This window comes from Streptomyces cathayae (assembly GCF_029760955.1).
Lineage (GTDB): Bacteria > Actinomycetota > Actinomycetes > Streptomycetales > Streptomycetaceae > Streptomyces > Streptomyces cathayae.
On sequence record NZ_CP121682.1, the window covers coordinates 4,384,305 to 4,403,754 of the forward strand.

The following is a 19,450-nucleotide window of genomic DNA, read 5'->3' on the forward strand; positions in this document are numbered from 1 at the left end:
GGACGACGCCCCGGGAACGAGGCCCCCAGGGACGACGCCCGGGAACAACGCCCCCAGGGACGCCCGCTCAGCTCTCCGCGAGGAGTTCGTCCGCGTCCATGATGCGGTAGGCGTAGCCCTGTTCCGCCAGGAAGCGCTGGCGGTGGGCCGCGAAGTCCTGGTCGATGGTGTCGCGGGCGACCACGGAGTAGAAGTGGGCCTGGTGGCCGTCCGCCTTGGGCCGCAGCACCCGGCCCAGCCGCTGGGCCTCCTCCTGCCGGGACCCGAAGGTGCCCGACACCTGGACGGCGACCGTGGCCTCCGGCAGGTCGACCGAGAAGTTCGCGACCTTGGAGACGACCAGCACGCCGATCTCGCCCTGCCGGAACGCCTCGAACAGCTTCTCCCGCTGCGCGTTCGACGTCTCGCCCTTGATCACGGGGGCGTCCAGGTGCTCGCCCAGCTCGTCCAGCTGGTCGATGTACTGCCCGATGACGAGGATCTGCTGACCGGCGAAGCGGCGCACGATCGCCTCCGTCACCTTCCGCTTGGTGGCGGTCGTCGCGCAGAAGCGGTACTTCTCCTCGGTCTCCGCCGTCGCGTACGCGATCCGTTCGGAGTCGGTGAGGTTGACCCGGACCTCCACGCAGTCGGCGGGCGCGATGTAGCCCTGCGCCTCGATCTCCTTCCACGGCGCGTCGAACCGCTTCGGGCCGATGAGGGAGAACACGTCCGACTCGCGGCCGTCCTCGCGGACGAGGGTCGCCGTCAGACCGAGCCGACGGCGGGCCTGCAGATCGGCGGTGAACTTGAAGACGGGGGCGGGCAGCAGGTGCACCTCGTCGTAGAGGATCAGGCCCCAGTCCCGGGAGTCGAAGAGTTCCAGGTGGGGGTAGACGCCCTTGCGACGGGTCGTCAGCACCTGGTAGGTGGCGATGGTGACGGGACGGATCTCCTTCTTCGTCCCGCTGTACTCGCCGATCTCGTCCTCGGTCAGCGAGGTCCGCTTCACCAGCTCGTGCTTCCACTGCCGGGCCGAGACGGTGTTGGTGACCAGGATCAGCGTGGTCGACTTCGCCTGTGCCATCGAAGCGGCGCCGACCAGCGTCTTGCCCGCGCCGCAGGGGAGGACGACCACGCCGGAGCCGCCGTGCCAGAAGTTCTCCACGGCCTGCTTCTGGTACGGGCGCAGTGTCCACCCGTCCTCGACCAGCTCGATGGAGTGCGCCTCGCCGTCCACGTACCCGGCGAGGTCCTCGGCGGGCCAGCCCAGCTTCAGCAGCGTCTGCTTGATCTGCCCGCGCTCCGAGGGGTGCACGGCGACGGTGTCCGGGTCGATGCGGGCGCCGACCAGCGGGGCGATCCGCTTGGAGCGCAGCACCTCCTCCAGGACGGGCCGGTCGGTGCTGGTGAGGACGAGACCGTGCGCCGGGTGCTTGAGCAGGCTGAGCCGGCCGTAGCGGTCCATCGTCTCGGCGATGTCGACGAGCAGCGCGTGCGGCACCGGGTAGCGGCTGTACTGCACCAGCGCGTCCACCACCTGCTCGGCGTCGTGGCCGGCGGCCCGCGCGTTCCACAGGCCGAGCGGGGTCACCCGGTAGGTGTGGATGTGCTCCGGGGCCCGCTCCAGTTCGGCGAAGGGCGCGATGGCGCGACGGCAGTCGTCCGCCTGCTCGTGGTCGACTTCCAGGAGAAGCGTCTTGTCGGACTGGACGATGAGCGGACCATTCACGCGCGGCTGCCTTTCTGCGACGGGCTCGGCACGGGCACTGCACGGGCACAGCTCGGCCAAACGTCCAGTTTGCCTGATCGCCCGCCCTCCGGGACCCGGAGTGACGCCCGCCACTTCGGGTCCCGGAGGGTGTGAGCCCGTCAGCAGATCGGGCCCGGCTCGGCCGCTGTGGCCCGGAGCAGGTCGCGCACCAGGTCGAAGTCGATGGTCGCCGGATCCTCCGGCCTGCGGAACCGCAGGCAGCCCTTGCCCATGTCCTGCCCGGCCAGCCGGTTCTCGAAGGCCGTACGGACATCGCCGCGCAGGAGGTAGAAGGACAGGTACCGCTTCTGGGAGGCGAAGGCGATCTCGGCCGTGCCGTCCCGTTCGTAGGCGGGCATGCCGTACGCCATCACCTCGGTGAAGCCCGTGAGTTCCGCCCTGCACAGCCGCCGCAGTTCGGCCAGCGCGGCCCTGCGCGGCTCAGGGGCCTCTGCGAGGTAGCTCTCGACGTCCTGCACTGTGCTCCGCACCATGGACGGAGCCTACGCCGCGCCGCGGAGCGGGCTCAGCTCTCGTCGTCCGCCAGTTCCGCGACGCCCGTGATCCGGTGCAGCGGATAGGTGCGGACCTCGTCGGCGGTGTGGTCGTACGCCGTGACGAAGCCGCCCTCGACGCGGACCGGGGCGATGACGCGCTGGCTGGCCGCGCCCTCGGCGTTGACGTAGCCGATCCACAGTGCCTCGCCGGTGAGGACGGCGGCCTGCACGGTGGCGAGGGTCTCGGCGGACCCGGTGCGCGGCAGCTCGCCGCCCCCGCGCCCGGCCCGGGGCTTGCGGGGGGCGGTGGCGGCGAGGTCGCCCGCCCGTACGGCCCGGATCGCCGCCGTGAGCAGGGTGTCGTCGGGCACCGGCGGCCCCTCCGGAACCGGCTCGGGCGGCGTGCGCGGCGGGGTGCGGTGGGCATGGGCGCGGGTGATCAGGACATCGCCCTCGGCGGACTCGGCGGCCGGCGCGAACCCCATCCGGCGCAGCCCCTCCAGCAGGCCGGCCGGGTCGGCCCGCGCGGCCAGCACGGTCGGCGCGAGACGGCGCAGCCCCAGCTCCGCGGCCCGCTTGTCGGCGAGGATCTCGTTCAGCACCGCCTCGTCGTCGCAGCGTACGTACGCGGAGGCCGCGCCCACCCGCAGATGCCCGTGTCTGCGGGCCACGTCGTCGATCAGGTACGCCAGCGGCTGCGGAACCGGTGTGCGGGAGTGCGCCGTGAGGAAGGCGTGCAGGTCGGCGGCGGTCTGCCCGGCGTCCAGGGCACGGCGTACCGAGCCCGGAGTGAACCGGTAGACGGTCGCCCCGCCCTTCGACTCCACGTCCGCGAGCACGTCCAGCATGTCCGCGAGCGGCCGTCGCAGCGGGCCCGGCGCGACGGCCGTCAGGTCGGCCTGGAGCAGGACGTGGTCCAGCGGTTCGGGCAGCAGCGGTGCCAGCAGCCGGGCGGCGGCGGTGACGTTCTTCGGCTCGGCGGGGGAGAACCCGGCGGGGGAGAGGAGACCCGGCGGCGGGGCCGGCCGGTGGTGGACCGGCAACCGGTCGCCCGGCCCCCGGGGCTCCGGTTCGGCCGGGTGGTCCGGACGGTCCGGTTCCGGCGCGGGCAGGCCGAGCAGCGCCCGCCCGTGGGCCGAGAGCGCCCCCCGGCCGGTGATTCCCAGTGTCTCCGCCTCGGTGAGCGTCCACCGGGCGAGCCGGGAGCGCAGGTCCTCGCCGTCGCCGGTGCCGGGGCGCGGCGGGCGTTCCCACCGCAGCCGCGCCGGCACCGACTCGGCCACCGGAGCCGTCCCCTCCGGCAGGCCCGCCAGCAGCGCCAGCACCCGGTGCCGCACCTCGGGCGCCGCCGACCGGTCGAGCCCCGGACCGAGCGCCGCCACCGTGTGGTCCTTCGCGTCCCGCTCGCCGACCAGTCCCGGGGTCCGGGTCGCCGCCAGCCACGCCGTGGCCAGCACCGTCCAGCGCTCGGCGGCGGGCCGCTCCAGCCAGGTGTCGTACGCCGGGGTCGCCGCGTACCGCTCGTCGGCCTCCCCGTCGGAGGCCAACAACCCTGCCGCATAAGCCAGTTCGACCCAGAACGCGGCGACCGGCTCGGGCACGTCCAGGGCGACGGCGGTCCGCTTCAGGTCCCGCACGCTCAGCCCGCCGGACCGCAGCACCGCCGGACCGCCCTCGTCCCAGTCCTTCAGCAGTTCCTCGACGGCCGCCAGCGCCGTGTACGCCTGCCCGGCCGCCGCCGCGTCCACCACCTGTGGACGGTGCGCGGGCGCGGGTACGGGTTCAACAGGTGGCGGCACCGGCTCGGTCGCCCGGTGCGCCCGCCCGCCCCGCAGATGCAGCGCCACCTCACGCGGCAGCACGACCGTGCCGGGCGCCGTCGGCAGCAGCAGCCCCCGGTCCAGCAGCAGACGCAGCCGGGGCGCCGGATCGGCGGTGACCTGGCCGTAGGGCGGCCCCCACACCAGCCGTTCCAGCGTCTCCGCAGACTCGGGCGGCACCTCGGCGAGCAGCGCCGACATCCGCGCCCGGTCCGTGAACAGCCCGGTCAGGGCGGCCACCGCGGAGACCGAGTCATGGGTGGACGGCAGCCCGGCCGCCGTGACGATCTCCTGGATCCGCCCCGGGGACATCCCGGCCGTCGCCTCCCGCACGGTCGGGCCGAGACCGGTCGGCGAGGGGTGCTGCGCGGAGGGGGAGAGCAGCTCACGGGCCGTACGGACCAGCCGCAGCCGGTCGTCGCCGCCCCACACCAGCGCCTGTTCGCGCAGCGTCCGCACGACGTGCGGCAGCGCGGCGGACACCGCGGGATCGCCCTCGTCGCCGGCCAGCAGCCCGAGCAGCTCGTCGTACGGCGCCGGATCGGCCGCCACGGCCAGCGCCTGCGCGGTCTGCAGCGCGAACCGGTCCAGCCGCTCCAGGGCCCGCACGACCGAGGCCCGGGTCCCGGCCCGGGTGGCGAGCTGGGTGAGGTCGGTGGGCACGGGCGTGACGAGGTCCGGCCTGCTGCGCAGGAGCGCGGCAAGCCCGACGTCGTCCCGCCCCCGGAGCTCTTCCGCGAGGGATCGGGGGGCCGCCGCGGGCTTCTCCTCGGTGCTCATCCGCATCACGGTAGCGGGTGGGTACGCCGGTGGGGTGCGCGGAGTTGGGTCGGCCGACCGGACTCGCGGTACCGTCGTCCGACGTCGTGTACCAACGCATCCGCCCCGGAGGGCACTTCGTGGGTATCGAGAGTGACCAGGTCGTCTACGAGTACCTGAGCCGCGTCGGTGACGTGGCCCAGCAGCGGCAGCTGCCGTCGGCGACCCGGATGGGCCTGGTCGCCCGGCTGCGTGACGAGATCGACCGGCGCCGGGCGAGGACCGCGGTCGACTCCCCGGCCGCCGTGCGCCGCATCATCTCCCGCATGGGCACCCCGGACGAGGTCGTGGCGGCGGCCGCGGACCCCTCCGGGGCGGCCGGGGCCGGTGGCGCGGATCCTCGGCCGGAGGGGCCCACCGCGAACAGGCCCGCACCGCCGCCCGCCGAGGTTCCCGCCCAGCGGAGCGGGGACCTCGGCGGGCGCGCGCGGGACGTCCTGCGCCGCGCGGTCCCCCGCCCCCGTCCGGCCGGGAACCCGCACCCCGGGCCCGCCGCCGGCGTACCGTCCCCGCCGCACCGGGCCGGTACGGACGAACTCGGGGACAGCGCTGCCCAGCCCGACTGGTGGCGGGTGGACGACAGCCCCTTCGGCGTCGGCGACGAGGTCACCGGTTTCGTCGGCGGAGTGGAGATCCCCGAACTGCTCAAGCCCCCGCCGGCGAAGGAACCGGACGGGGCGGCGGGCCCGGACGGGAAGGCCCCCGCGCCGGCCGTCGTCGAAGCCGGGACCGACACCGACACCGGTGCCGGAACCGCGGCCGGGTCCCGGTCCGCCCGGCGTCGGTTCGTGCGGCTCCCCTCCGGCCGCTGGAGCAACCCCCTGCTCCTGGTCGCCGCGGGCCTGCTGGTCGTGGGTGCCGTCCTGGGCAACTGGTTCGCCCTGTTCCTCGGCTGGGTCATCGCCTACGCCTCCCGCCGCCTCACCCGGGCCGAGATCAAGTGGGCGGTCGTCGTCCTGCCGGGCCTCGCGATCGCGGGCGGGATCGTCTGGCTCTGGGGCCGGACCGAGGAACGCTGGGGCACCCCCGTCGCCGACGGCGCCATGAACGACGCCGTCTTCGAAACCTGGCCCTGGGTGGTCCGGGCCGCGGCGGTGACCTCGGCCCTGTTCCTCACCTGGCGCTCCCAACGCCCCCGCTGACCTCGCACGAGCCGCAGGCACAATGGCGGGCATGGCCTCCACGACCCCGCTCCCGTCCACCTCGCTCCCGTCCTCCCCGCTCCCGTCCGCGCCGCTCACCGTCGGCTTCGACCTCGACATGACGCTCATCGACTCCCGGCCCGGCATCCGCGCCTGCTACCTGGCGCTGGCCGAGCGGACCGGCACCCCCGTGGACGCCGATCTCGTCGTCACCCGGCTGGGACCGCCGCTGGAGGACGAACTGATCAACTGGTTCCCGGCCGAGCGGGTCGAGGAGGCGGCGGACCTGTACCGGTCGATGTACCCGACCTACGCCATAGCCCCCACGCCGGCGCTGCCCGGCGCCCGCGACGCCATGGCGGCCGTACGGGAGGCGGGCGGACAGGCGATCGTCGTCACCGCGAAGCACGAGCCCAACGCCAAGCTGCACCTCGCCCACCTCGGCATCGAACCGGACGCGGTGATCGGCGATCTGTGGGCCGAGCAGAAGGCGCTGGCGCTGCGCGAGCACGGCGCGGGCGTGTACGTCGGCGACCATGTGGGTGACGTGCGCGGCGCGCGGGCCGCCGGAGCACTGGCGGTCGCGGTCGCCAGCGGCCCGTGCGACCCGGCGGAACTGCGCGCGGCGGGCGCGGACGTCGTCCTCGCCGACCTGACCGAGTTCCCCCGCTGGTTCGCGGACCACCGCGCGGCGCGCCCCTGACGGCTCCCCGCCGGGGCGCCCGACGGCCTACCGTCCGGCGCGTGCCTGACGGCGGCCGGCCGCGGCCGAGCGGAGCACTCCCGCACCGGCCATCAGGAAACCGACCCCCATGAGCATGCTCAGTACGAACATGTACGTCGGGAAGGGCTCCGTACCGAGGAACAACGGGGCCACCGTGACCAGAGTGGCCACGGTACCGATGAGGAAGACGACGCCGCCTGCACGGACCAGGCCGTCGCCGGGCGCCGCGGAATTCGCTTGGGTTTTGTCAGCCACCGGACCAGGGTAGTTCCTGGCCGGAGGGAACTACCGGGCGACGTCTTGTCACCCGCCCGAAGACCATTAGCCTTGGTTGCGGTGGGTCACCAGGATCTGCCCGAGCGTTATCGAGAGCTGTTCCAGAAGCGGTTTCCCGACGAGTACGAGGACGAGGACAGACGTGCCCACCGGCAAAGTCAAGTGGTTCAACAGTGAGAAGGGCTTCGGTTTCCTCTCCCGTGACGACGGCGGTGACGTCTTCGTCCATTCCTCGGTCCTCCCCGCCGGAGTCGAGACCCTGAAGCCGGGCCAGCGGGTGGAGTTCGGCGTGGTCGCCGGACAGCGAGGTGACCAGGCCCTGTCCCTGACCGTCATCGACCCGACCCCGTCGGTCGCGGCCGCCCAGCGCAAGAAGCCCGACGAACTGGCCTCCATCGTCCAGGACCTGACGACCCTGCTGGAGAACCTCGCGCCGAACCTGGAGAAGGGCCGCTACCCGGACCGCACCTCCGGAAAGCAGATCGCCGGCCTGCTCCGCGCGGTCGCCGACCAGCTGGACGTCTGATCCGGCCGGCCGGCACCGGTACCGACACCCGTGCCCGCACCGGTAAGGGTCAGGGGAACCGCAGGGCGTCCGGGCCGAGGGGCGGCACCAGTCCCTCGGCCGCCGCACGCGTCAGCAGGCCCCGTACGGCCGCGTAGCCGTCCTCGCCGAGGTCGGCGGTGAACTCGTTGACGTACAGCCCGATGTGCTGGTCGGCGACGGTCGGGTCCATCTCCTGGGCGTGCGCCATGACGTACGGCCGGGCCGCCTCGGGGTCGTCCCAGGCGGCCCGTACGGAGCGGCGGATCGAGTCGGCGAGCAGGGTCAGCGTCCGCGCTCCGAGGGACCGCCTGGCGATGATCGCGCCCAGCGGGATCGGCAGCCCGGTGGTCCGCTCCCAGTGCTCACCCATGTCCGCGAGCCGGTGCAGCCCGTACTCCCGGTAGGTGAAGCGCGCCTCGTGGATGACGAGCCCGGCGTCGACCTTCCCGTCCCGGACGGCGGGCATGATCTCGTGGAACGGCATCACCACGATCTCCCCGACCCCACCGGGCACCACGTCCGCCGCCCACAGCCGGAACAGCAGGTAGGCCGTCGACCTCTCGCTGGGCACGGCGACCGTGCGCCCCGCCAGGTCCAGCCCTTCCTCCCGGGTCAGCACCAGCGGTCCGCAGCCCCGGCCCAGCGCGCCCCCGCAGGGCAGCAGCGCGTACGCGTCGAGGACGTAGGGGAGGGCCGCGTACGACACCTTCAGCACGTCCGACTCGCCGCGCTCGGCCATGCCGTTGGTGACGTCGATGTCGGCGAAGGTGACGTCGAGGGCGGGCGCGCCGGGGACGCGGCCGTGCGCGAGGGCGTCGAAGACGAAGGTGTCGTTCGGGCAGGGGGAGTACACGATCCCCAGCCGCTGCTGCTCAGCTGTCATACCGGTTCCAACTCTCCAGGACGGGCGCGATCTTCCCGAAGCCCTCGGTGAGGGCGTCCAGGGCGTCACCGATGCGCCAGGCGGCGCGGTCGCGCGGGCCGACGGGATTCGACACCGCCCGTACCTCCAGCACGGGCAGGCCGTGCGCGGCGGCGGCCTCGGCGACGCCGAAGCCCTCCATGGCCTCGGCGAGCGCGCCGGGGTGGCGGTCGCGGAGCCGGGCGGCGCGGGCCGCGGTGCCGGTCACCGTCGACACGGTGAGCACGGCACCGGTGAGCGCGCCGGACGCGGCGGCCACCTCCCGGACCAGGGCGGCGGGGGGCCGGTGGGTGACGGTGCCGAAGCCGAGGTCGGTCACCGGCAGGAAGCCGTCGGCGGTCTCGGCGCCCAGGTCGGCGGCGGTGATCTCGTCGGCGACGACGAGCGAGGCGAGGGGCGCGTGCGGCGGGAAGCCGCCGGCGATCCCGGCCGAGACGACCAGGCCGTAGGGGCGGCCGTCCAGAGCGGCGGCGGTGAGCGCGGCGGCCGTGGAGGCGGCGGCGCGGGCCGGGCCGACACCGGCGGCGATCAGATCGGGGCCGTCGGCGATCGTGACGACCTCCACCCCGGGCAGGGCCCTCCCGTGCGCGGCACCGGGAAAGGCCCTGGCCACCGCGTCCCGTTCGGCGGGGACGGCGGTGGCCACGAGGACTCCTCCCCGCGCTCCCGGTCTCGTGGGGGCGGGGGGCGCCTCGGCGGACGACGCGATCAGGCGTCCTTCTTCAGCCGGAAGGACCACAGGCCGGTGGCCTCGTTCTCGCCCTGCTTGACCGACACCAGGGTCGAGTTGCCCTGGGCGCCGTACTGGGCGTTGAAGAACACGCTGCCGGGGATGGTGCGGTAGGTCTTGGTGCTGGAGTCGGTCAGCGGCTGACCGTTCATCAGGATCGTCCAGCCCTTGTCGGCGAGGTCCGGGTCGACACCGAAGCGCACGGTCTCGTCCGGGTCGACCGAGATCTCCTTGATGTCCTTGTCCTCCAGGCACGACGTCAGGTCGGAGGCCTTCAGGGCCTTGCCCTCGCCGCCGCAGGTGGCCTCGGAGGCCACCGAGTCGCTGCCGACGGTGATCGTGGACATGGCCGTCGGCTTGTCACAGGCCGACAGGACGAGCAGTCCGGCGGAGACGGCACCGGCGACGACGACGGCACGGCGCCGTCGCACAGCGCGGTCACTTCGAGCGGCTGTGCCGCGGGGCAACGTGGTCATGGGCGAAGGTTATCGGGCACGTCCGGTCCACTTCCCACGTGGGGTACGGCGTGGCCGGAGCGTTACGCCACTCGCGCGCGCCCGCGGCCCCCGTGCCGGGCGGAGCCGATCAGCGCGCGGACGGTGGTCAGCCAGCCCGCGGCGACGATCGCGGCGCCCACCGCGAGGCCCAGCGACCCGATCAGCGGCATCGCGATACCGATCGCCCCGCCCAGCACCCACGCCATCTGCAGCAGCGTCTCGGAGCGGGCGAACGCCGATGTGCGGACCGTCTCGGGCACGTCCCGCTGGATCAGCGCGTCCAGGGACAGCTTGGCCAGTGCCTGCGCGAAGCCGGCGATCCCGGCGAGGCAGGCCACCACGACCGCGCCGAACAGCGCCGCCGCCGTGATCGCCGCGGCCGTCACACAGGCCACCACCGTCACGATGATGATCTCCGGCGCGCGGGACCGGAGCGACGCGCCGACGGCCGTACCGAGCGCGTTGCCCGCGCCCGCCGCCACCCCCACGATGCCCAGGGACACGACGGCGCTCTGGCCGGACATCGGATGCTCGCGCAGCAGGAACGCGAGGAAGAAGATCAGGAAGCCGGTCAGACAGCGGATGGAGGCGTTGGCGGTCAGCGCGTGGGTGACGGCCAGGCCGACCGTGCGCAGACCGGGCCGCCTGCCGGACCTGCGGTGCGGGCCGTGCAGATGGGCCTCGTCCGCCGCGAGCAGCGCCGTGTCCTCACCCTTGGCGGAGTCCACCACCGGCGGCAGCCGGAAGGACAGGAACATGCCTGTGACGAAGAGCACGAACGCCCCGTACAGCGGCCAGCGCGGTCCGATCTGGTGCAGTCCCGCACCGATCGGCGCCGCGACGCCGGTGGCCAGCAGCCCGCCGAGGGTGACCCGCGAGTTGGCTTTCACCAGGGAGAACGCGGGCGGCAGCAGCCGGGGCACGACGGCGCTTCTGACCACCCCGTACGCCTTCGAGGAGACCAGCACGCCGAGCGCGGCCGGATACAGCTCGAGGCCGCCGGTGACCACCGCGCCGGACAGCACCAGGGCGAGCAGCGCCCGGGCGAGCATCGCGCCCGCCATCGCGGCCCGGCGGCCGTGCGGGAGACGGTCCAGGAGCGGGCCGATCACCGGGGCCAGAAGGGTGAACGGCGCCATCGTGATGGCGAGGTAGAGCGCGACCCGGCCGCGTGCCTCGTCGGTCGGCACGGAGAAGAAGACGGTGGACGCGAGCGCGACGGTGATCATGACGTCGCCGGCGCCGTTCACACCGTGCAGCTCGATCAGTTTGCCGAGCCCGGACTCCCCGGCGCCGTGCGCGTGGGTGGCCCGGCGGATCCCGCGTGCGGTTCCGGTCACCGGGAAGCGCAGGACACGGCCGGCCGCACGCAGACGGCCGCCCGGCCTGCCCGATGTGAGGCGCGGGCCCTTTCCTCTGACTCTGACCCCTCTGGCTTCGTGCGGCCCACCGGTCCCGGTGGCGCCCTGGGGTGTCCTCGCGGTAGCCACGACGTTCATAGTGCCCTGATACGGCGGTCCGTAGTGCCCCGACCGCCTCGACGGCCCCACGGTGTGCGGCTTCCGGCGGAACGCGGCGCCGGCGCGCGATGCCCGGGAACAGCTGAGAACACTCGAGAACAACCGTCGGTGTAGGCCCAGGGCACGCGAGCAGGTAGCGTGCGTATCTCAGCCATCCCGCAGAATGGATGGAGGCGCGCCCGAGCACGATCAGGCGTGGACGTCGACGCGGTCCTCCGGTCCGCTCCGTCCGCCCTCGCGCCGGGAGTGGCGCACTCGTGAGACGGCGTAGGAGAGAAGCGATACCTGTGAAGGCAGCGACAACGCGAAGCCGCACCCCCGACCGGCTGTGCGCCGAGGCCGTCGACCTCGCCCGCGCGGCAGCCGAGGAGGCCGCCGCGCCCGGGGTCGTCGGCGAACACGAAGGCATGCTCTCCGAGGGCGACCGGGTCGTCACCCACTACTTCGCGTGCAGGGAACTCGGCTACCGCGGCTGGCGCTGGGCCGTCACCGTCGCCCGCGCCTCCCGCGCCAAGATCGTCACGGTGGACGAGGCGGTCCTGCTGCCCGGCCCCGACGCGATCCTCGCGCCGGAGTGGGTGCCGTGGAGCGAGCGGCTGCGCCCCGGCGACATGGGCCCCGGCGATCTGCTGCCCACCGACGCCGAGGACCTGCGGCTGGAGCCCGGCTTCTCCGGTGAGGACGCGCCGCCGCCGAACTCGCCGGTCTCCGAGGAGTTCACCGAACTGGCGGAGGCCGAGGACGCGGACGTCACCGAGGGCACCCCGGCGCACCAGGCGACCGTCCCGGCCCGCGGGTCGATCGCGGCCCTCGCCGAGGAACTCGGCATGCGGCGCGCCCGCGTCCTGTCCCGCTACGGCCTGCACACCGCCGCCGACCGCTGGGAGGAGGCCTTCGGCGCCAAGACCCCGATGGCGCAGGCGGCCCCCGCGTCCTGTGTGTCCTGCGGCTTCCTCGCCCCGATCGGCGGATCGCTCGGCCAGGCCTTCGGTGTGTGCGCCAACGAGTTCTCCCCGGCCGACGGCCGTGTCGTCTCCCTCTCCTACGGCTGCGGCGGCCACTCGGAGGCCGCGGTCATGCCCAGGCCGCCCCAGCCCGTCCCGCCCCGGATCGACGAGACCCGCGTCGACCCCTTCCCGCTGCGCCCCTCCCCCGACTCCGGCTCGGTCCCGGCGACGGAGGACGCGTCCTCGGCGGAACTGGGGCACTCGTAGGCTGCGGCACTCGTGCCAGGGTCCGAGGCGGACTCGGGCCCTGACACGGGTTCGGTCCCTCGTCGTGCGTGCCGGGAACCGTGAGCGGTCAGCGGCCACGTGTCGTCCGGGCGCTCGGGTGAGCGGCATGTGGACGGATGCGGCCGAAGTGCTCACGCGCGCGCGGACGGTGGTGTTCCGGTGGGGCGAGGCGCAGTCAGGAGCAGGCGGACCGGCTGATCCGGTTCCTCGGCGTCCGGGGAATCCGCGATCAGGGAACGGGCCGCCTGGCGCGGCTCGACGAAGGTCCTGGCCCCGTCGGGCTCCAGGGCCACGATGCGCGCTGCCTCCGCGGCTCCGAGTTCAGCGAGCCGCCGGTGGCCGGGATCCGCGGCGTCGCACTCCGGTCTTCGGGCCTCCGGCGGGGGACGGGCGAGTACGCACTGTGGTCGGAGTCCGCCTGTCCGTCATCGAGGAGGTACCCGGTCCGCTTCCGCTTCGGGGCGGAGCGTCGCTCGAACGCCCCGGGGCCGACCGGGCTGTCCTCGGCGGGGTCCCGTGGAGGGGTACCTTCGGTCTCACGCCGATCGGGGCCGATGAGGAGAGTGACCGTGAGCATGTTCGTACGGCCTGCGGACGAGGGCGCCGACCCGTTCGGGACGGTGCGGTTGCGGCGTGGGGTGCTGGACGCCTGGGCCGCCAGTCCCGCCCGGTTCCGTGAGGACGCCAACGCCGAGGAGGACCTCGTCCTCGGCGGGTACCGGGACCGCCTCGTCGTCGAACTGGCGCAGAACGCCGCCGACGCCGCCGCCCGCGCGGGGGTGCCGGGACGGCTCCGGCTCACGCTGCGCGACGGGGTGCTCGTCGCCGCGAACACCGGCGCCCCGCTGGACGCGGCCGGGGTGGAGTCGCTGTCCACCCTGCGGGCGTCCGCGAAGCGGGACGAGCCCGCCGGGGCCGTGGGCCGGTTCGGCGTCGGGTTCGCCGCCGTCCTCGCCGTCACCGACGAGCCCGCCCTCGTCGGCCGGCAGGGCGGGGTGCGGTGGTCGCTGGCCGAGGCCCGGGAACTCGCCGGTGACAGCGCGGGGCACAGCGCCGGTCTCGGCGACGAGATCCGCCGCCGCGACGGGCACGTACCGCTGCTGCGCCTGCCCTTCGCCGCCGAGGGCACCGCCCCCGACCCGTACGACACCGCCGTCATCCTGCCGCTGCGCGACCCGGCCGCCGCCGACCTCGCCGAGCGGCTGCTGCACGCCGTCGACGACGCCCTGCTGCTCGCCCTGCCCGGCCTGGAGGAGGTCGTCGTCGAGATCGGCGACGCCGAGCCCCGCACCGTGCGCCGGAGCGCGGAGGGCGCCCTCACCGTCGTCACGGACTCCGGCCACGGCGCCACCCGCTGGCGCACCTCCGCCGCGCACGGCCCGCTCACCCCGGACCTGCTCGCCGACCGTCCCGTCGAGGAGCGGCTGCGGCCCCACTGGTCGGTCACCTGGGCCGTCCCCGTCGACTCCGACGGCAGCCCCGTCCGGCCCCGCACCGGCCCCGTCGTGCACGCCCCCACCCCCAGCGACGAGCCGCTCGGCGTCCCCGCCCTGCTCATCGCCTCCTTCCCGCTGGACTCCACCCGCCGGCACGTCGCCCCCGGCCCGCTCACCGACTTCCTGGTGGAGCGCGCGGCCGACGCCTACGCCGGTCTCCTCGCGGAGTGGCATCCGGTGACCGCCGGGATCATCGACCTGGTGCCCGGCCCGCTCGGCAAGGGCGAACTGGACGGCGCCCTGCGCCAGGCGGTCCTCGGGCGGCTGCCCCGCACCTCCTTCCTGCCCCCCGCCGTCCCCCCGCGCGAGCAGGACGACGACTCCGGTCTGCCCGAGTCCCTGCGTCCCCGGGACGCCGAGATCGTCGAGGGCGCCGGGGCCGACACCGTGCGGGTGCTCGCCGAGGTGCTGCCCACCCTGCTGCCCGCCGGGCTCGAACGGCGGACGGAACTGCGTGCCCTGGGCGTGCCCCGGGTCCCGCTGGCCGACGCGATCGACCGGCTCGCCGGGCTGGAGAAGGCGCCCGAGTGGTGGGGGCGGCTGTACGAGAGCCTTGCCGGGGTCGACCCGGACCGGCTCTCCGGGCTGCCCGTGCCGCTCGCCGACCGGCGTACCACCATCGGCCCCCGGCAGGTGCTGCTGCCCGGTGCGGAGGCCCCCCGGATCGATCCCGGGGTGCTGGCCCGGCTCGGCCTCAAGGTCGCCCACCCGGACGCCGCGCACCCCCTGCTGGAGAAGCTCGGTGCCCTCCCGGCCACCCCGCGCGCGGTGCTCACCACCCCGCAGGTGCGGGCCGCCGTCGCCGCCTCCCTCGACGACGAGGGCGGCATGGCCGCCATGGGCTGGGAGGAGGAGGCGCCCGACGCCGAGGAACTCGCCGACACCGTGCTCGGCCTGGTGCGTGACGCCGGTCTCGAACCCGGCGACGAACCCTGGCTGGGCGCCCTCGCCCTGCCCGACGAGGACGGCGGACTCTCCCCGGCCTGCGAACTGGTCTTCCCCGACGGCCCCTTCGCCCGTGTCATGCGCGAGGGCGAGCTCGCCTCGGTGGACATCGAGTTGGCGCAGAAGTGGGGCGAGGCCCCGCTGGCCGCCTGCGGGGTGCTGGTCGACTTCGCCCTCGTCCGCGCCACCGACGTCGTCCTCGACCCGGACGAACTCGAGCCGCGGGAAGGGGACTACGCCGAACCCGACGACGCGGGCCTGCTCGACGCGGTGGACGTGTGGAGCGAGGACATCCTCGACCGCTTCCCCGACAGCCCGGTGCCGCCGGTCGCCACCGAGATCGTCGCCGTGCGCGACCTCGACCTCGTCGACGACGACCAGTGGCCCCGGGCCCTCGCCCTGCTCGCCCGCCCGCCGCTGCGCGACGCGCTCACCCAGCCGGTGCGCGTCCTGCTGCCCGACGGCACCCACGAGGTGGTCCGCCCGTACACCGCCTGGTGGCTGCGCGGGCACCCGGTGCTCGGCGGCCGCCGGCCGGCCGGTCTGCGCGCCGCGGGGAGCGACCCGCTGCTGCGCGGCCTGTACGACGAGGCCGACGCCGCCGGCTTCGAGGACGAGCAGGTGCTGCGGGCGCTCGGGGTGCGCACCTCCGTGTCCGCGCTGCTCGACGAACCGGGCGGCGCGGCCGAACTCCTCGACCGTCTCGCCGACCCCGGCCGCGCGGTCACCGCCGCCCAGTTGCACGCCCTCTACGGGGCGCTGGCCGACCTGGAGCCGGAACAGGTGACCCTGCCGGACGAGCTGCGCGCGGTGGTCGACGGCCGGGTCGAGGTGGTGGACGCCGCCGACGCGGTGGTCGTCGACTCGCCCGACCTGCTGCCGTTCACCGCGGGTGTGGCCCTGCTGCCCGTCCGCCCCGCGCGGGCGGCCGAGCTGGCCGAACTGTTCCAGGTGCGGCGGCTGAGCGAGTCCGTCACCGGGGAGGTCGGCTCTCGGGGCACCGAGTACGACGTGCCGGAGTCCGTGCGGGTCCTGCTCGGGCCGCGCACCCCAAAGACGTACGTCGAGCACGAGGAGCTCGTCGTGGACGGCGTGGAGATCGACTGGCGGCTGACCGGCGACGGCGTGCCGCACGCCGCCACCCTGGAGGGCGTCGCCGCCGGGCTGGCCTGGGCGGCCGGTCAGTGGCCGCGCCGCTTCGAGGTCGCGGCCCTGCTGGAGGATCCGTCCAGGACGGAGGAACTGGCACGGGACCGCTGGTTCGACTGAACGCGTGGGGGGTGGGCCGGGGTCGCCCCCGGCCCACCCCCACGGCGGACCTCTCGCCTGCTCCTGTCGCTACTGCTGCGTGGGCGCCTGGGCGCCGGACTCCTTCGCGTACGCCTCGAGCTCGCGGGCGAGCGTCGCCGCGTCGTACGGGCCGGTGTGACGGCGGTTGCCGACGAAGAACGTCGGAACCCCTCGGGCCCCGCTGGCCTCGGCGCTGGCGGCGTCCGCCCGTACGCGCTCGGCCGTCTCCTCGTCGTCGAGGTCGCGGAGGAACTTCTCGACGTCGAGTCCGAGGTCGGCGGCGTAGCCGGCGCTGTCCTGGTAGTCGAGCTCGTCCTGGTGCCGGTAGAGCAGGTCGTGCATCTCCCAGAAGCGGCCCTGCATGCCGGCGGCCGTCGCCGCCCGCGCGGCGAGCTCGGCGTGCGGGTGCACGTCGGGCAGCGGCAGGTGCCGGAAGACGTAGCGGAACTGGTCGCCGAAACGCTGCCGCAGTTCCTGGGTGACGCCCGTGGCGCGGGCGCAGAAGGGACATTCGAAGTCGCCGTACTCCACCAGGGTGAGGGGCGCTTCGGGGGGTCCGAGGATGTGGTCCGTCTCCGGGTCGACCGGACGGTCCAGATAGCGGGGCAGGTCCGCGTCGGTCTCCCCGCGCAGGACCGCGGCCAGATGGAACACGAGCCAGCCCGCGAGGGTGGAGAACAGGGCGGCCAGCAGGACACCGACGGTCCCCTCGGCACGGATGACCGGATCCTCGAAGGCGAGCCCGACGATCAGCAGGGACACGGTGAAGCCGATGCCGGACAGGACACCGCCGCCCAGGACATGGCCCTCCCCCACCCCGGTCGGGAGCTTCCCGAGCCCGGTCCGGGTGCCGAGGTGGGCGCCGCCCCAGATGCCGACCAGCTTTCCGACGACGAGACCCACGACCACGGCCCAGGTGACGGGGGAGGTCAGGGAGTCGGTCAGGACGCCGTTGCGCAGGTCGACACCGGCGTTGGCCAGTGCGAACACCGGGACGATGACGTAGCTGGACCAGGGGTGGAGCACCGTCTGCATCCGCTCGTTGACGGAGACGGCCTGCTGGAGCCCCCTGCGTGCCGTCTTGCCGACGTCCGCGAGGGGGGACTGACGGAAGGCGCGGAAGAGCCGCGCGGCCTGTTCCACTCCCTCGCGCGACGGGTTCCGGGCAGGGATCAGGAGGCCGCCGAGCATGCCGGCGATGGAGGCGTGGAGACCGGCCTGGAGGGTGGCGAGCCACATCACCAGGACGATCAGGATGTACGGGGCCGCCTGCCAGACGCCGAAGCGGGTCAGTGCGGACAGCAGCACGCCCAGGAGGAGCGCGATGACCAGCTCCGTCACATTGATGCTGCCGGAGTAGACCACGCCGATCACGGTGACGGCCACGATGTCGTCGATGACGGTGATGGCCAGCAGGAAGACGCGCAGCTGTGTGACGAACCGCGGGCCCACGATGGCGAGCGCGCCCAGCATGAACGCCGTGTCGGTGCCGATGACCACGCCCCAGCCCATGGCGGCCTCGCCCCCGGGCGCGATCGCCAGGTACAGCAGGACGGGCACGAGCATGCCGCCGATCCCGGCGAGGAGCGGGATCATGAGCTTGCTGCGGTTGTTCAGCTCACCGACGGAGACCTCGTAACGGACCTCCAGGCCGATGATGAAGAAGAACAGGGCCATCAGTCCGTCGTTGACCCAGTGCCCCAGGTCCATCGACAGCTCGGCGTTGCCGAGGGAGAGGGACAGGTCGGTGGCCCAGAGCGACGTGTACGTGTCCGACCAGGGTGAGTTCGCCCAGATCAGGGCGACCGCGACGGCTATCAGGAGCAGGCCGGCGCTGCCGGCCTCGGTTTCCATGAAGGAACGCACGCGGGTGGAGAGCTGTCCACCCAGTGAGCGCCGCTTCGCCCGGGACTGCGTGTCCGGAGTCTTCGTCGGGCTCATCACTGAACCACAGTACCCATCCGAATGGTGGACAAGGCCTGGAAATGATGCTGGCAGGGGTTGTCGCGGACGGGTGTGAGCATGCGGGACCCTCCTTCGGGTTCTTCAGATTTTTCTGGCCTTTCGGGCTCTGCTTGCGGCGCGCGGCGGCCGGGGCCGTGATCTTCAAGAATCGCACACAAGTTTTCGATCGCTCGTACAACCATTTGCCGGTGTGACGTATCTGATCCCCTGAGTCAACAGACTCCCAGGTCACTCGGGCCCCGGAAGTGACGACGAGCCGTTGGAACGACGACCGTCGGGGCCCCTTCTCCACATGGAGAACGCATGCGTATCCGAGCCACCGTCGCCGCAGTCTCCGGCGCCCTGGCCCTCTCCGCCCTCGCCGCCCCGGCCGCGCAGGCGTCCGGCGACGCCGCGAGCCGCGCGGACATCGCGAAGGTCCGTGAGGCCGCGCACGCCGCCTCGTCCGACAAGGCCGCATTCAGCGCCCGTGCCGCCACCTACGACGAGCCGTACGCCCTGAACGTCACCTTCTCCAACTTCAAGATCGCCAAGGCGATCAAGGTCGGCACGAGCAACCGGGTCACGACCAAGGTCACCTACACCCTGACCCACGGCGCGGACGTCGACGTCACCGCGCTCGGCTTCCTCACCGACCCGTTCCTCTACAAGGGCAGCTTCGCCGCGCCGCAGAACGTGCTGATCGGCGACGACTTCGGCCACTGCAAGGCGACCTCGGCGACCAAGGCCACCTGCTCCGGCACCATCGACATCCGTCCCAAGGACGGCGAGCTGCTGAACGCGGACGCCGGCACCTGGAAGGCCGGCGCCTGGGCCATCGCCTTCAACGGCGAGGACCCGGACTCCGACGACCTCGACATGGCCGAGGTCGGCTACGCGGAGAAGGGCGGCCTCGGCACCACCAAGGTCCAGCGCTACTCCAAGCTGACCGTCAACGCCTCGCCGGAGCCGGTCAAGAAGGGCAAGACCCTCACGGTCACCGGCAAGCTGACCCGCGCCAACTGGGAGACCAACAAGTACGCCGGCTACACGAAGCAGCCGGTGAAGCTCCAGTTCAAGAAGAAGGGCACCAGCACCTACACCACCCTCAAGACCATCACGACCGACGCGAAGGGCAACCTGAAGACCACGGTCAAGGCCTCCGTCGACGGTTACTACCGCTACTCCTTCGCGGGCAACACGCCCACCCCGGCGGTCAACTCCGCGGGCGACTTCATCGACGTGAAGTAAGCCGCGTCCCCCTGGTCGCGCGGTTCACCGTGAAGTAAGCCGCGTCCCTCTGGTCGCGCGGTT

The 19,450-nt window shown here is 73.6% G+C and carries 15 protein-coding genes; 6 read left to right on the plus strand and 9 right to left on the minus strand.

Annotated elements, in window-relative coordinates; translation table 11 throughout:
* Positions 1-67: 67 nt before the first annotated feature.
* The 3 genes from PYS65_RS20110 to PYS65_RS20120 form a co-directional block, all read right to left on the minus strand.
* A complete protein-coding gene (locus tag PYS65_RS20110) occupies positions 68-1,711 on the minus strand; it encodes a DNA repair helicase XPB (RefSeq protein WP_279335310.1) in 1,644 nt (547 codons plus the stop codon).
* Between the two features lie 140 nt (positions 1,712-1,851).
* Positions 1,852-2,226, minus strand: a complete 375-nt coding sequence (locus tag PYS65_RS20115) for an iron chaperone (protein ID WP_279335311.1) — start codon at positions 2,224-2,226, stop codon at positions 1,852-1,854.
* Between the two features lie 32 nt (positions 2,227-2,258).
* A complete protein-coding gene (locus tag PYS65_RS20120; RefSeq protein WP_279335312.1) occupies positions 2,259-4,829 on the minus strand; it encodes a helicase-associated domain-containing protein in 2,571 nt (856 codons plus the stop codon).
* A gap of 119 nt (positions 4,830-4,948) precedes the next feature.
* On the opposite strand from PYS65_RS20120, the gene PYS65_RS20125 reads away from it, so the two are divergent.
* The gene (locus PYS65_RS20125) at positions 4,949-6,010 is read left to right on the plus strand and encodes a hypothetical protein (protein ID WP_279335313.1); all 1,062 of its coding nucleotides are present in this window, start codon (positions 4,949-4,951) and stop codon (positions 6,008-6,010) included.
* A gap of 31 nt (positions 6,011-6,041) precedes the next feature.
* On the plus strand, positions 6,042-6,713 hold the full coding sequence (locus tag PYS65_RS20130; protein ID WP_279335314.1) for an HAD family hydrolase: 672 nt from the start codon (positions 6,042-6,044) through the stop codon (positions 6,711-6,713).
* A gap of 27 nt (positions 6,714-6,740) precedes the next feature.
* On the opposite strand, the gene PYS65_RS20135 is transcribed toward PYS65_RS20130, so the two are convergent.
* Positions 6,741-6,989, minus strand: a complete 249-nt coding sequence (locus PYS65_RS20135; RefSeq protein ID WP_279335315.1) for a hypothetical protein — start codon at positions 6,987-6,989, stop codon at positions 6,741-6,743.
* Between the two features lie 163 nt (positions 6,990-7,152).
* Here PYS65_RS20135 and PYS65_RS20140 point away from each other — a divergent pair, with 163 nt between their 5' ends.
* Positions 7,153-7,536 (plus strand): cold-shock protein, encoded by a 384-nt coding sequence (locus PYS65_RS20140; protein WP_279335316.1) that lies wholly within the window; start codon positions 7,153-7,155, stop codon positions 7,534-7,536.
* A 49-nt stretch (positions 7,537-7,585) separates the two neighbouring features.
* Here the strand turns inward: PYS65_RS20140 and PYS65_RS20145 are convergent, their stop codons facing one another.
* From PYS65_RS20145 to PYS65_RS20160, 4 genes are all read right to left on the minus strand, one after another.
* Positions 7,586-8,440 (minus strand): 1,4-dihydroxy-6-naphtoate synthase, encoded by an 855-nt coding sequence (locus PYS65_RS20145; RefSeq protein WP_279335317.1) that lies wholly within the window; start codon positions 8,438-8,440, stop codon positions 7,586-7,588.
* A complete protein-coding gene (locus PYS65_RS20150) occupies positions 8,430-9,125 on the minus strand; it encodes a futalosine hydrolase (protein WP_279335318.1) in 696 nt (231 codons plus the stop codon). The genes PYS65_RS20145 and PYS65_RS20150 overlap by 11 nt, the downstream gene beginning before the upstream one ends.
* 62 nt (positions 9,126-9,187) lie before the next feature.
* Complete coding sequence (locus PYS65_RS20155; protein ID WP_279335319.1) at positions 9,188-9,685, minus strand: DUF2771 domain-containing protein; 498 nt, start codon at positions 9,683-9,685, stop codon at positions 9,188-9,190.
* 62 nt (positions 9,686-9,747) lie between these two features.
* The gene (locus tag PYS65_RS20160; RefSeq protein WP_279335320.1) at positions 9,748-11,196 is read right to left on the minus strand and encodes an MFS transporter; all 1,449 of its coding nucleotides are present in this window, start codon (positions 11,194-11,196) and stop codon (positions 9,748-9,750) included.
* A 317-nt stretch (positions 11,197-11,513) separates the two neighbouring features.
* On the opposite strand from PYS65_RS20160, the gene PYS65_RS20165 reads away from it, so the two are divergent.
* Positions 11,514-12,440: a DUF3027 domain-containing protein gene (locus PYS65_RS20165; RefSeq protein WP_279335321.1), complete on the plus strand. Its 927-nt coding sequence runs from the start codon at positions 11,514-11,516 to the stop codon at positions 12,438-12,440.
* A gap of 590 nt (positions 12,441-13,030) precedes the next feature.
* A complete protein-coding gene (locus tag PYS65_RS20170) occupies positions 13,031-16,171 on the plus strand; it encodes a sacsin N-terminal ATP-binding-like domain-containing protein (protein WP_279335322.1) in 3,141 nt (1,046 codons plus the stop codon).
* Positions 16,172-16,240: 69 nt separating this feature from the next.
* On the opposite strand, the gene nhaA is transcribed toward PYS65_RS20170, so the two are convergent.
* Positions 16,241-18,133: a Na+/H+ antiporter NhaA gene (nhaA, locus tag PYS65_RS20175; RefSeq protein WP_279335324.1), complete on the minus strand. Its 1,893-nt coding sequence runs from the start codon at positions 18,131-18,133 to the stop codon at positions 16,241-16,243.
* Between the two features lie 327 nt (positions 18,134-18,460).
* Between nhaA and PYS65_RS20180 the strand changes: the two genes are divergently transcribed.
* Positions 18,461-19,387 (plus strand): hypothetical protein, encoded by a 927-nt coding sequence (locus PYS65_RS20180; protein WP_279335325.1) that lies wholly within the window; start codon positions 18,461-18,463, stop codon positions 19,385-19,387.
* Positions 19,388-19,450 lie beyond the last annotated feature (63 nt).